The organism is Bdellovibrionales bacterium, from assembly GCA_016714165.1.
Classification (GTDB): domain Bacteria; phylum Bdellovibrionota; class Bdellovibrionia; order Bdellovibrionales; family UBA1609; genus JADJVA01.
The window spans coordinates 1,097,703-1,110,906 of sequence record JADJNU010000002.1; the positions used below are offsets into that span (position 1 = coordinate 1,097,703).

Annotated in this window: 16 protein-coding genes; 2 read left to right on the plus strand and 14 right to left on the minus strand. The window is 44.6% G+C overall.

Annotated elements, in window-relative coordinates; genetic code table 11:
* Nucleotides 1–2: 2 nt before the first annotated feature.
* The 6 genes from atpH to IPJ71_16600 form a co-directional block, all read right to left on the minus strand.
* Nucleotides 3–551, minus strand: a complete 549-nt coding sequence (gene atpH / locus IPJ71_16575) for an ATP synthase F1 subunit delta (GenBank protein ID MBK7845269.1) — start codon at nucleotides 549–551, stop codon at nucleotides 3–5.
* The gene (locus IPJ71_16580; GenBank protein ID MBK7845270.1) at nucleotides 548–1,120 is read right to left on the minus strand and encodes an ATP synthase F0 subunit B; all 573 of its coding nucleotides are present in this window, start codon (nucleotides 1,118–1,120) and stop codon (nucleotides 548–550) included. The genes atpH and IPJ71_16580 overlap by 4 nt, the downstream gene beginning before the upstream one ends.
* Nucleotides 1,117–1,563 carry an ATP synthase F0 subunit B gene (locus tag IPJ71_16585; protein ID MBK7845271.1) on the minus strand — a complete coding sequence of 149 codons (447 nt, stop codon included), beginning with the start codon at nucleotides 1,561–1,563 and terminating at the stop codon, nucleotides 1,117–1,119. The genes IPJ71_16580 and IPJ71_16585 overlap by 4 nt, the downstream gene beginning before the upstream one ends.
* Before the next feature lie 103 nt (nucleotides 1,564–1,666).
* Nucleotides 1,667–2,017, minus strand: coding sequence for a polymer-forming cytoskeletal protein (locus IPJ71_16590; protein ID MBK7845272.1), 351 nt, complete (start codon nucleotides 2,015–2,017; stop codon nucleotides 1,667–1,669).
* A 23-nt stretch (nucleotides 2,018–2,040) separates the two neighbouring features.
* The gene (locus IPJ71_16595) at nucleotides 2,041–3,090 is read right to left on the minus strand and encodes a ParB/RepB/Spo0J family partition protein (GenBank protein MBK7845273.1); all 1,050 of its coding nucleotides are present in this window, start codon (nucleotides 3,088–3,090) and stop codon (nucleotides 2,041–2,043) included.
* Complete coding sequence (locus IPJ71_16600) at nucleotides 3,083–3,976, minus strand: ParA family protein (protein MBK7845274.1); 894 nt, start codon at nucleotides 3,974–3,976, stop codon at nucleotides 3,083–3,085. Before IPJ71_16600 ends, IPJ71_16595 begins: the two co-directional genes overlap by 8 nt.
* A gap of 103 nt (nucleotides 3,977–4,079) precedes the next feature.
* On the opposite strand from IPJ71_16600, the gene IPJ71_16605 reads away from it, so the two are divergent.
* Complete coding sequence (locus IPJ71_16605) at nucleotides 4,080–4,583, plus strand: hypothetical protein (GenBank protein MBK7845275.1); 504 nt, start codon at nucleotides 4,080–4,082, stop codon at nucleotides 4,581–4,583.
* Between the two features lie 43 nt (nucleotides 4,584–4,626).
* Here the strand turns inward: IPJ71_16605 and rsmG are convergent, their stop codons facing one another.
* From rsmG to rpmH, 8 genes are read right to left on the minus strand one after another with little or no spacing between them, the layout of a single operon-like run.
* Entirely contained in the window at nucleotides 4,627–5,289 is a 663-nt protein-coding gene (rsmG, locus tag IPJ71_16610) for a 16S rRNA (guanine(527)-N(7))-methyltransferase RsmG (GenBank protein ID MBK7845276.1), read from the minus strand.
* Nucleotides 5,280–7,175 (minus strand): tRNA uridine-5-carboxymethylaminomethyl(34) synthesis enzyme MnmG, encoded by a 1,896-nt coding sequence (mnmG, locus tag IPJ71_16615; protein MBK7845277.1) that lies wholly within the window; start codon nucleotides 7,173–7,175, stop codon nucleotides 5,280–5,282. Before mnmG ends, rsmG begins: the two co-directional genes overlap by 10 nt.
* Nucleotides 7,176–7,184: 9 nt before the next feature.
* Nucleotides 7,185–8,603: a tRNA uridine-5-carboxymethylaminomethyl(34) synthesis GTPase MnmE gene (gene mnmE / locus IPJ71_16620; GenBank protein ID MBK7845278.1), complete on the minus strand. Its 1,419-nt coding sequence runs from the start codon at nucleotides 8,601–8,603 to the stop codon at nucleotides 7,185–7,187.
* Nucleotides 8,604–8,618: 15 nt separating this feature from the next.
* A complete protein-coding gene (locus tag IPJ71_16625) occupies nucleotides 8,619–9,173 on the minus strand; it encodes a hypothetical protein (protein MBK7845279.1) in 555 nt (184 codons plus the stop codon).
* 18 nt (nucleotides 9,174–9,191) lie between these two features.
* Nucleotides 9,192–10,793, minus strand: a complete 1,602-nt coding sequence (gene yidC, locus IPJ71_16630) for a membrane protein insertase YidC (protein ID MBK7845280.1) — start codon at nucleotides 10,791–10,793, stop codon at nucleotides 9,192–9,194.
* A complete protein-coding gene (gene yidD, locus IPJ71_16635) occupies nucleotides 10,790–11,080 on the minus strand; it encodes a membrane protein insertion efficiency factor YidD (GenBank protein ID MBK7845281.1) in 291 nt (96 codons plus the stop codon). Before yidD ends, yidC begins: the two co-directional genes overlap by 4 nt.
* On the minus strand, nucleotides 11,013–11,393 hold the full coding sequence (gene rnpA, locus IPJ71_16640; GenBank protein ID MBK7845282.1) for a ribonuclease P protein component: 381 nt from the start codon (nucleotides 11,391–11,393) through the stop codon (nucleotides 11,013–11,015). The genes yidD and rnpA overlap by 68 nt, the downstream gene beginning before the upstream one ends.
* Nucleotides 11,380–11,529: a 50S ribosomal protein L34 gene (rpmH, locus tag IPJ71_16645; GenBank protein ID MBK7845283.1), complete on the minus strand. Its 150-nt coding sequence runs from the start codon at nucleotides 11,527–11,529 to the stop codon at nucleotides 11,380–11,382. Before rpmH ends, rnpA begins: the two co-directional genes overlap by 14 nt.
* Before the next feature lie 189 nt (nucleotides 11,530–11,718).
* Between rpmH and dnaA the strand changes: the two genes are divergently transcribed.
* A complete protein-coding gene (dnaA, locus tag IPJ71_16650) occupies nucleotides 11,719–13,152 on the plus strand; it encodes a chromosomal replication initiator protein DnaA (protein MBK7845284.1) in 1,434 nt (477 codons plus the stop codon).
* Nucleotides 13,153–13,204: the final 52 nt, after the last annotated feature.

The window sequence follows — 13,204 nt, forward strand, 5'->3', positions numbered from 1 at the left end:
TTTCAGTGAGCTCTCCTCTTAAGTTCTTCTTTCAATCTTTTTAAATGAGTCGTGAGCGTATCATCAAAAATAAAACTGCCTACTCGCGCAACAAGACCACCTAATAGCTTTGGGTCTTCTTTGTAGGAAAGAATCACCTTTCTCCCAAGATACGAAGCCACTGCATTTTCAATAGCGCTTCGATCTTCTTGCATTAAGGCAGACGCAGAATACACAACCCCACGGGTCACTTCGTTTGCCTTGTCAGTCAATTCCTGAAAAGACTCCGCTATCTCTGGTAGTAAGGCCATTCGACCCTTCTTTGCCAACAAAAAAACAAAAGACTCCACAGGCTCGTAGAGCCCTTTCTCTTTGAGAGAATTTTCCAGAACTTTTCTTTTCTCGTCAGATTTAATGATCGCAGACTTGAAAAATAATTCGATGTCCCTATCGGCGTTACAAAGATGACTCACAAGGCGAATCTGTTCAAGAACCTGAGAAACCTTTTTATGATCAACAGCTATTTCGAAAAGGGCCCGGGCATATCGAGTGGATACTTCAGAGACAGTCATCGCCCCACCACCTTTATTTTAGCGGTAAATTCACTTTGGAGCTGTTTATGTTTGCCAGCATTGACATCTTTGGAAAGAATCGACTCAGCTCCATCAAAGGCCTGAGAAATGATTTCATTACGCAGTTCCGTTTTAGCGCGATCCAACTCGAACTGACTAAACCGGACAGCATCCCTTTCAAGTCTCGCTGCTATTGCCTGTGCATCGTGGATAATATTTCTTTTTAAATCAGAGGCTTCAGCCTTGGCCCTCTGAATGCTATCCGACGTCGTCTGATCCAACTTCGTTAGTCTCTCAACAATTTTTTGCTTATGGTCTTCGGCCTGATTTTTGGCCAATTCAGATCTTGTGACAAGGTCTGCATACATGGCCTTTCGACCGTGAAAGTGGGCCGCAATTTTTTTCCGTCCAAAAATCACAACAAGAACAATCACGGCTGTAAAATTCAAGAATTGTGGATAAAGAGCCGCCCAAGGAATTTCATGCTCACCACCACCATGACCCTCCGAAGAAGCCCAGGCTGCCGAAAATGATAACAATAAATTGAGGAGGGTGATCACTCTGTTCATTTCTCCACCTCAAGGCCTATTAATTTATCCACCACTCCACGCGATATGTCCGGGGTTCCTGACTTCATAAACTCACGAGCTCTCGCAAGCTCTCGCACAATAGAGACTCGATTTCTCTCCATTGTCGATTTGGCTCGCTCTCGCGCCTGACTAACCGTTCGATCGTACTCCTTCATTGCCTCAGATCTTTCACTATCAAAGATACCTTTTGTCTCATAATTCAGAAGCCTTGCCTTCTGTTCAAATTCGACTTCAAGCTCCTTTGTTTCAGCAAGAATTCGCTCGGCAACCTCCGCATTCCCCAGTGTTCTTTTTACCCGCTCCTCATAGGCACGATGATAGGGTTTAAAAACAACATTGACCAAAAATATATATGAGACCAAAAATATAATAAACTGGATCCCCAGTGTGGCATCCACGCCAAGAGCCGAAAGAACATCCATAGCACTGAATTCCCCGTAAAAAAGAATCAATAAACTGCAACAGCGCGATAGCATTTATCAATTCATTGAATGACGGGTCAAGGCAAAAGGAAGTGATAATCGCTTATGTTTTGGGCATATAGGAAGCGCCCTCGAAAACAACCCCCTCATCTATTCTCAAACTCGGCGTTGTGACTGTTCCCTTGAATACAGCAGGGGGATGCATGACGACTCGGCTGCGCGCAAAAATATTGCCCTTTACAATTCCACTGATTATTACCACGTCCGCTTCTATCTGAGCTTCAACTTTTGCCCCTGGATTAATTACCAGAGTGTCGTTAGTAAAAATTTCGCCTTGAAAGGTACCACCGATCCGGACAGTCCCTTCAAAGGAGAGTCGCCCCTCAAAGGATGCGCCATGATCAAGCAAAGCAGTCACCTGACCAATGTGTACGTTGTCTGAGGCCTGTGCCATTGCCGAAAATGATGGAAATCTGTCTACTTCAGCCATGCTGACCTAATCTTTTCTGCAAGATTGTTAAGATCATCATCAGAATAAAAACTGATAGAAATTTTACCTCGTCCAGACGAGTAATCAATGTCGACCTTGGTTCCAAGTAGTTTTTGCATGTCGTCAGCTAAACCACGCGCGGTCCTTTTTGCGATGTTTTCTCCAGACTCAGTTGCTCTCTCAGCCTGATCCAGCTCTTTAAATGCCTTCAGAACCAATTTTTCGGTCGCCCGAACCGAAAGCCTATCATTTTTAACCCTATCGGCAAGACGACGCTGTGAGGCAAAGTCCTCGACAGATAGCAATACCTTAGCCTGGCCAAGAGAAAGTTCTCCTTTTGATACCATGGCGCGTACCTCGGGTGCCAAATTAAGAAGACGCATTGTGTTGGCTATCGTCACTCTTTCTTTGCCAACTTTCTCCGAGAGCTTTTGCTGTGTTAAGTTGTACTTTTTTATCAGGTGGGCGTAAGCCTCGGCTTCTTCCATGGGATTCAAATCTGAGCGCTGAATGTTCTCAATGAGTGCCAGCTCCAGAGCTTCCTGATCATCAATTTCCTTTAAAATCACAGGCACATCATGGAGACCAGCCAGTTGAGCTGCCCGCCACCGACGCTCTCCAGCAACAATTTCGTAACCTCCGTCTTTCATCTTCCTTGCGACGATAGGCTGCAGAATTCCCTTTTCTCTGATTGAATCTGATAATTCCTTCAAGGCTTCCGACGAGAACAACTGGCGTGGTTGATTCTTATTTGGAAATACGTTTTCTATAGCAACTTTCCAAACCCTGGCGGTGTCCGGCACGTTGGCCTGCATGACTGGTAGCATTTGCAGGCCTTCCAAAGTCTGGGCAGCGAACTCCGCATCGACTTTTGATGGATCAGACCGCTGAGCCATCCTGAACGCATCAATGGGATTTGTGGTGACATGATCAGTCAATGGCTCTGAAACTGGCTCTCCAAGCAAACTCCCAAGCCCTCGACCTAAGGCCTGCTTCCTTGCTGGTCTTTTTATCTGATAATTCGATGACTCAGACATTTGCTTCATTCTCCGCGTAATTGGGTGAATCAGTCAGTCCTAATTCAGAAGAAGTAGATCGGTTCTCATCTCTCATAGATGCTTGCACCAAAGATATTTCCGGCTCATTGCCAAATTTACCAAAAACTTTTGCGTCCAGTTCATGAGCCAAATCTAAATATTTCTGAGCTCCAATCGATTTAGGGTCATAATCAAGGATTGATTTCCCATGACTTGGAGCCTCACTCAAACGGACATTTCGCGGTATCACAGCCTTAAATACTTTGTCTCCGAAATGTGTCTGAATTTCCTTTACAACTTGATGACTTAAGTTATTTCGGGTATCAAACATAGTTAATAAAATACCCTCTATTTTCAACTGGGGATTTAGATTCTTTTTTATCAGCCCCGCCGTATTGAGCAACTGGCTCAGCCCCTCCAAGGCATAATATTCACATTGAAGGGGGACGAGGAAAGTGTCTGCTGCGGACAGGGAATTGACTGTCAGAAGTCCCAAAGAGGGGGGACAATCAATGATGATATAATCGAATTGTGGGGAGACCGTGGCTATTGCCTGTTTTAAGCGATATTCCCGCTGAGAAACATCCACCAACTCAATCTCTGCCCCAACCAAATCCGGATTAGCTGACGCAACGCATAATCGAGGATTTTCAGTGGTTTGAATTACTTCTCGTAATTCCTTTTCTCCAATCAGTGCGTGGTAGATGCTGCTCTCTTGATTCTCATATCGCTTAACTCCCAATCCGCTTGAGGCATTTCCTTGCGGATCCATATCAATGAGAAGTACCCTCCGCCCCAAAGATGCCAGCGATGAGGCAATATTCACCGAAGATGTGGTCTTGCCAACGCCCCCTTTTTGATTCGCTATGCAAATCGTTCTTGCCATAATATTATCCCCATTCTTTGCGGTCTCAATTCGAGCCTGAAGGCTAATAAAAACCTAGAATTCGTCCGATTGTTCCACGTGGAACACCAGGAGTCTATAAGAAATGAAGTCTGACACCAACTGCATTCAAACTATCTGCCTTTCATTCATGCCTCTCATATTGATTGGCTGCAAATCGCGCAACCCGAACCCAGAACTCTTGGATCCCATATACAAGGATCTCACCTCTATCTATAAGGAATCTGAAAAATCGGTAAAGGAACTCGAGAAGAATCAACTCGAAAACATGAAAGAATTGGAAATGGCTGGCGCAAATGGAATGGATTTGAAAGTAGCGAGAAAAAAGATACGTGATACGAGCCAAAAGATTAGCCAGGCTACTCAGATGCGTGACTACTCACGTATCCGCATGGAAATGCGCAGAGTTAACGGCAGAAGAGCCTATTTTAATGCCTATAGTAAGGATGAGCAATGGCCTGAGCCCAGCGAGTATCAGAATTATTTGACACATAAGAGGCTGAAGGGGGCTCCCCTGAATTGGTCCTCTCGGGTTCCAAAAAATAATGACCGGTATATCGCCTCAAAACCAGAAAAAATCAAAAAATGAACATCAATCAGTGTTCCACGTGGAACAAATTGACTAAATTCTCTTAAGCCATTTTTTTGGTGGCTACCAAAGACAGTTTTGCATTGCCTAACGGCAGTGAATAGTCAGCCACATGCATAGGTATCCAATAACGACACATCTGGGAGGGGATATCCGTGACTTCCCTGACCCATGCCTCGCCCTTGAAATGAAAATATTTGGCATTCACACGGCAAGATTTTCTCGCCAAGAGGAGTGATTTCTGAATAGATGCGAATCCCCTGGACACGACGGCTTCAACTGAATCCGCTGGCAGGTCCTCAACTCTCGAAAGATGAATAATTGCATTCCTTAGACCAAGCTTCGCAACTACATGCTTCAAAAATTCAACTTTTCGGGCATCTGATTCAACCAAATGAACACGATGACTAGGGGCTAGCGCTGCCAATACAATCCCAGGTAATCCATTCCCAGAACCAAAATCATAAATCTCGCTCCCACTGAAGTCCTTTAATACTAGCCTTGACCCCAGTATAGCATCTGAAAAATGAATCAGGTCAGCATCCAATTCAGTACGAGATGAAATAAGATTTATTGCTCTGTTAAAGGTCAGCAGCTCGGCATGAAAACCACTTAACTGCAGCTGAGTCCTTTCGGAAAGATCTGGAAACCACTCTCTCACGCGCCAATTTCCAGTTCTAGTATGTGATGAGACTTCTATAGCCATTTTTCTCTTTCCCGCCTACGTTCCGCAGCTTTCAAATATACAAGCAGGGCTTGGATTGCCGAGGGATTGACCCCGCTGATTCTACCCGCCTGCCCAAGGGTCCTTGGCTTCACTCTGCTCAGCTTCTCAATTTCCTCCAACGACAACCCACAGACTTGATTATACCGCATGTCGTCAGGAAGTGAAAGTCTTTCCATTTTCTGAGCCTGATCAATCATCTCCTTTTGTCTCAATAAGTATCCGGAGTACTTGATATCGATTTCAACAGCCTCCCACACATTACTATCTGCATCAATCTGAACTCCAAACCGCTCCATATCTAAACAACTAATCTCATTTCTCCGAACTAAATCACTTAAACTAAGAGGCTTTACCAGAACTGGGCTTCCCAAATCTCTCAAAATATTCTGTGTTTCCCAATTGGGAACAACCTGGGTAGAGTCCAACACAGACTTCAGCTTACCGCGCTGAGTCAATAATGATTCCTGATGCTCGCGGTGTCCCTCACGAATAATACCAAAAGCCACACCCTTGTGATGCAATCTTTCAATGACGTTGTCCTCTCTAAGATGCAGCCGAAATTCAGCGCGTGCCGTCATCATCCGGTAAGGTTCACGAGTCCCCTTGGTCACCAAATCATCTATCATGACCCCAATATAGGATTCGCTCCGTTCAAAAATCAGGTTTTCGCATGACTTAGTCTGAAGAGCGGCATTGGCCCCGGCTACAAGTCCCTGGCCAGCAGCCTCTTCATAACCACTTGTTCCATTTATCTGCCCAGCTAAAAATAGCCCATGAATAAGCTTGGTCTCCAACGTGTGCCTAATTTGGGTTGGCTCTATGCAGTCATATTCAACTGCGTAACCTGGCATCAGCATCTCGACATTTTCAAGTCCCACGATTGACCTTAAAAACCGTTCTTGAATGGGGGCGGGTAGGGAGGTGGAGATTCCCTGTAGATATATTGAATTTGTGGACAATCCTTCGGGCTCCAAAAACGTTTGATGACGATTCCTATCCGGAAATCTCACAATTTTATCTTCAATACTAGGGCAATACCGAGGCCCAATTCCCTCAATAATTCCACAATACATCGGTGATTTATCCAGATTGTCCCTGATGATATCGTGAGTTCTTTCATTGGTATAACCGATATGACATTCAATCTGAGGCAATTTTAATTCACTTTTGCTCCGTAAACTAAATGGCACAAACTTATCATCGCCCCTCTGTGCGTTCAGCTTGCTCCAATCTATGCTCTCGCTTTTAAGCCTCGCCGGAGTCCCTGTTTTCAAACGAATCACATCAAACCCAACACCTGCCAACTGATCCGAAATTCCTACGGTAGCTCTATCACCAACCCGCCCTCCCTCTTTCCGTTCCAAGCCAATATACATCACGGCTCTCATAAAGGTGCCCGTTGTCAAAACAACCGACTGAGAGTAAATGGTGGCCCCATCAGCCAACACTATTCCACGACAATATCCATTGTCTAAGATGAGCTCTTTCGCTTCCCCCTCAATCAACTTCAACTCAGGCAGTCTATTCAGTTCATCTTTCATATAATCACAATACAGGTCCTTATCACACTGAGCACGAGACCCGCGCACTGCTGGACCCTTGCGCGAATTGAGCCTTTTAAACTGAATGCAATTCTCGTCTGCAGCAAGACCCATCAGCCCGCCAAGAATGTCTATTTCCTTTACAATATGCCCCTTGCCCAAACCGCCAATAGAAGGATTGCAGCTCATGTAACCAATACGGGAGACATTTGTCGTAACCATTGCGACCCTGCAGCCAAGACGGACGGCAACAGATGCCGCCTCTATACCGGCATGCCCGGCGCCAACAACTATCACATCATAATCGCGCTTTCGAAAGGTCATATCGTTCTCTCACTTGCCCAAGCAAAATTCACTAAACACCCGATCAAGTATTTCATCGTCAAATTGTTTTCCCAGCAACTCATGAAGCCCAAAAAGTGCTTCTCTCAACTCAAAAGCAATAAAATCGGGACTCTCGTTCCTCATCAGCAAATCCAATCCTCTCTCCAAGCTCAAAGCTATTTTCTTGAATAGCTCGTAATGACGAGCCTGTGCCAGCACAACAGAATTTTCACACGACTCAAAAACCGTACACTGGTGAAGGGCGGCCCAAATTTCATCTAAGCCATCATCACTAAAGGAGGAACCAATCACCAATTTCGGTTCAGCACTCCATTCCAGCTGCGCAAGATCTTTTGCTCTCTTCCACCAAAGATGCAAGCGACCTCTCGCTTCGCTTTTCGGAACCAAATCGGACTTGCTTCCGATCACCCACATCCGGCTCGCACCCAAATCGCCAATCAGCTCCACTTCTTTAAAGTCTGGCTCACTGCTCAAATCCACCACCAGCCAAACAAGGTCGGCAGTTTTGAGAAGCTTCTTCGTTCGTTCAATTCCCAACAGTTCAACTTGGTCTGCTGTCTCTCTCAAGCCGGCAGTGTCCACAAGATTCACTCGAATACCATCAAGAAGAAAACTCCCCTCAACTTGGTCTCTAGTGGTTCCTGGAACACTAGTAACTATTGATTTGTCCTCGCCGATCAAAGAATTCAATAAACTCGACTTTCCTACATTTGTTTTGCCAACCAGAGCAATTTGCATGCCCTCCTGCAAAAGACGGCCACAACCGTAGCTTGCCACGGCCTTTTTGGCTCCTTCGAGAATTAATTTCAATCTATCCACAAGAACAACATTCGAAGCTGACTCGATATCCTCATACGCGAAATCAATATTGGCTTCAAGATTTGCTAAAACCCAATGGAGCGAGTTTTCCAATTCCATCGCGTACTCTGAAAGGCTCCCTCGCAACTGACGAAGAGCAAGATTTGCGGCCCTTTTCGAGTTGGCCTCAATGAGACTTAACACTCCCTCGGCCTGAACCAGGTCAATCCTTCCTCCGCAAAAAGCTCGATAGGTGAATTCACCTCGCTCTGCTAACCTACTACCAGCTTCAATTATAGCCTGAAGTATGCTCCCCGTGACAACAGGTCCGCCATGACACGAAATTTCGACAGTCTCTTCGCCTGTAAATGATTTACCCAAAGAAAAATAGGTCGCCAGGACTTCATCGAGCTTCTCGCCAGAAGATTTATCTATTGCCAATCCATAATAGACACGATGAGATTCAGGCCGCTCAGGCAGAAAAGGACAAACGCTTCTGGAAACGCTGAGAGATAAAGGTCCACTCACTCGAATAACCGCAATACCGCCCGTTCCCGGGGGCGTGCAAATCGCACAAATCGTATCGCTGTCTCGCGCCAAGTTAACCATTAATAAAGTGACTGATTATAGCACCGATTCATTTAAAGAACCGACATCACGATCATTCTCCTTCGTGGGATAAATCTTAATTTTCTTAAAATGACCGTCCCCAACCGATCTGCTCTTTACTCTCCCATCTTCGGCAAGATACTGATGCACAAGCTTTCTATCTTTCGGAGGCAGAGCCCTGATATAAACAGACTTGCCCTTAGATACAGCGATATTCTTAAGCTTATCAGCCAAATCCATCAATGCCTGACTAGATTCCTCACGAAAACCATCACTATCTACCAGAACATGAATGTTCTGCTCAGGAATCTGATGTTGCAAAACTCTCTTTACAAACAATTGAATTGCATCCATCAATTGGCCCTCTCTATCTCGAAGGAGATCAACATCTCCGCCCGTGAGCTCAACCTGAATTTCTGTCTCTGAATGACTGGTTACAACAAAAGAAAGATCAAATCCACCACGCTGGATCAATCCGTCCAAAACATCGTTTACAATTTCTACCCCCGCGCTCTTATTTGATTCCTTTTTCTTTCCCCCACCAAATAATCTACTAAAAAATCCAGTCATGATTCACTCCTCTGATTCCTATGATATTGCTAAACTCGGTTTATCTCTCATAAAATATAACTGCTGTAACACTCCAAACAGCGAACTAATAAAAATATACAAAGTTAGTCCACTCGGTAAAGACACCATAAAAAAGGTAAATATAATCGGCATAAACATGAGAACCTTTGCTTGAGCTGGGTCCATTGTACTTGGAGTCATCTTTTGTTGGAGAAACATGGTTATGCCCATCAAGATTGGCAGTATATAAAATGGATCTTTCAAGCTCAAATCGTGAATCCAAAGCGCGAATGGTGCCTGATAAAGCTCAATGCTCTGACCTAAAACCTGATACAGGGCTATAAAAACAGGGAACTGCAAAAACATCGGAAGACAGCCTCCAAGAGGGTTCACCTTATTGGTTTTCATCAAAAGCATCATTTCCTGATTCAAGCGCGCCTGATCCTCCTTATATTTCTCCCTCAAAGATTTAATTTGCGGCTGAATGGCTTGCATATTCTTCATTGACTTGAATGAAACCATCGCAAAAGGCAACACGATCAAACGAACAATGATCGTCAACAAAATAATAGCCAAACCCCAGTTTCCTAAGAGAGAATGAAACCACTTCATCATCTTGAGAATATATTTTGCGATCCAACTAAACATTCCAAAATCGACCAGAGACGCAAGTTCTGTGCTGATCTCATCTAGTTTGTCATACATCTTCGGACCAGCAAATGCCTTGTATTGGATTTTTGAGGCTGTCGTCCTATTGATAAGAGTGTACTGAAGGTGACCAAAAACCGACTCATTAGCAGCGTCCCCATGAGTCTTAAATTCGGGAAAAATCTCTGATTGATCAACGATGGCCTGTCCAAAATACTGGGTCCCAAGTGCTGCCACATGGACTTGAGCTTTTGTTCCATCGACTTTGTCCAAACTGTCCGCGGATATTTTCAATCGATCTTTACCAGATTTAGAATAAGTAAAAAACTCCTGGTGATCGAAACCCGGAAGCACAAACTTACTTCCGGAGCTCTTATGAATCAAATCACCCATCGAAACAGAAATACCGACGAAACTAGGCTTTACATCGGTGACATAAATTTCAGTATCCAAAACATATTGCGATGACTTCACGCGAACAATCTTAACGATGCTCGTCCCGTCAACCCATCCCTCTCCCTTAAATTCGGTCGCACTCGTTTGAGTAATACCAAACTTAGCTGGAGCATTGCTCCCTATTGCAGAGGTAGAAAAAATTGGTTCGAGAGAATCCAGTCCAATGCCAACAAGATCTCCCTTTCGATCTTTGTATTTCTTCAATCTCAAATTTCTGATACCCATACCATGCGAGCTAAAATCGAAAGACCAGTCTTCATCCTCAAAGTGAGTAAGCTTTTCTATGTCTGGCGGCTTCGTTTCTTGAGTAGCCAAATCATTGCCTTCTTGCACGGCTTTGGCTGGATCAAGCATAACCTCATTAGGTTCTGCTGACTGAACATCAGCCTCCTTGTGAATGGAAACTGGATACTTCCTTTTCATGTAGCTTTGCCAAGCAATCCAACAGACACCAACTAAAATTATCGCTAGAATAGTCTTGCTATCAAAAAACGAACCATCAGAATTTCGACTCATTTTATCCTCTCACCTGTCGGAACAGGGTCAAATCCGCAGCCACCAAACGGATGACACCTCAGAATCCGCCGAAAAATCAACCTCACTGATTGCCCCAAACCAAGACATGTCAGCGCTTCAAGAGCATAATTCGAACACGATGGATAAAACCGGCAATTTCCACCCAACCAAACGCTCAAGTGAACTTGATAAAAACCCACCGCCACCATAAATAAAGACCTAACCACTCGCAGGCCTTTCTTTTTCAATTCTCCTGATAGCTCTCGCCAAAAATCCAAAAAACTCATCACGTCTGACATTCTTGAAAAATTCCTTATCCTTTCTACGGAAAATGACACAGATATCGCGGTGGCAGCTTTCGGAGAAGGATTGCTCTCGAAAAAACTCTCTGCACCACCTTCGCAACCGGTTTCTGATCACCGCAATCCCGACGTACTTAGGAATTGTCCAACCATAGCGATTAAAATCGTGGTTATTTGATCTGTACACAACAACAAACCAATCACACGATCTGATCTGCCTACCGCTTCTCGAAATTTCTAGAAAATCAGATCGTTGGCGTAACGTCCTGAGCCGTCCCGAAGGATTACTTACCGCCAATAGACACCGTTAGCGCTCTGCGTCCCTTCGCTCGCCGGCGCGAAAGGACATCTTGTCCATCCTTTGTTGCCATACGGCTACGAAATCCATGAGTCTTTTTTCTGCGCTTACGACTTGGCTGATATGTTCTTTTCATATTTATTCATCTCCCGAATTACGACTATTTTTATACGTCTTATTCAACACTTAGAACAGGGGTGGCATAAAACCACACGGCGGCATTCCCGTCAAGATATTGAACGAACTCCACTAGCGTGCTAGATGGTTCAGTACTTATCCACAGTATCAGGAAAAATATCAACATTTCTCTTATCAAGAGGCATTAGTGGGCAGCGAAAAGGAAATCTGGAGTCAGATCAAATCGAGCCTGATTTCTAAAAACCGCGATAACAAGCCTTTTCAGGCTTGGTTTGAGGAAACTGACCTTCTTGATATCCGTGAAAATGCCGACGGCGTTTCTACTTTCCGCCTTGGGGTTCGTTCCGAGCTCCATCGTGATTGGATATCAGCCTTCTGCTTTGATCGAATTTGTTCTGAAATATCGGCAGTTTATAAACAACCCTACGAAATCGAAATGGTTGTGACCGGAGCACCGATCACATCCCAGCAGCCCACTCCTCAAGACGAAAACCCCGCAACCACAAGCCCCCAAAAAGTTCAGAGTCCCCCTTTACACGAAGCTCCATTCGAGGTCAGGCAGCAAATTCGTCCATCTTCTCCGACCTCAAGAGATAATCTCAATCAGGAGTTTACCTTTTCGACCTTTGTGGTGGGTCGCAACAACGAATTTGCTCATGCTGCTTCCTTTAGTATTTCTGAAAACCCAGGCCAACAGAATTATAATCCATTGTTTATCTGCGGCCCAACGGGGATGGGAAAAACGCACTTACTTAATTCCGTTGGAAACCACATTCGAAATAAATTTCCAAATCTTCGCATATGTTACGTCTCCGCTGAACGCTTTTTGAACGAATGCATTTCGAGCATTCGGCGGCAAGAGATGCCGAATTTTAGAAAACGCTACCGCGAATCCTGTGATGTCCTTTTAATTGACGATATTCAAATTCTCGGACGCGGCGAAGCCGTCCAGGAAGAGTTTTTTCACACACTCAACAATTTTTTTGAAAAGGGGCAACAAGTAATTGTCGCATCGGATAGAATGCCTCGTGATATCAAAGGATTAGAGGATCGTATCCGGACTCGTTTGGAGTGGGGTCTGATTGCAGATATCACTATGCCGGAATTAGAGACCCGCGTTGCTATATTGCGTTATAAGGCCGAAAAGAGAGGGATACGGCTACCCAATGAAGTCACTAACTACATTGCCCGAATATCTAAAAGGTCTATCAGAGAGCTCGAAGGTAATTTAAATCGGATAAAGATGTTCTCAGATCTTCAAGGGCTTGAAATTAGCCTTGAACTTGCAAAAAGGGTATTGGCTGTCAATGATGATACGGCAACTCTTTCAATTGACGATATCCAAAAGCTCGTCTGCGAACACTTTAAAATTCGGCCTAGCGATTTAAAATCTAAAACAAGAACAAAACCTCTCGTTGTCGCTCGGCAGTCCGCCATGTGGCTGGTTAAGAAGCACCTTGACAAGTCCCTTGTAGAGATAGGGCGATCCTTTGGAGGCAAGGACCACACAACTGTGATCAATGCGGTTCGGAGAATCAGTTCTCAACTCCTAAAGGATCCAGATTTAAAGAGAGATATCGAGGACTTAGAGATGCGTATCCACAATGTCACAGGGCTGTGAATTGCGACTGTGTGTAAGTCTGTGGAAAAATCTGTGATTATGTTGGGGGTTT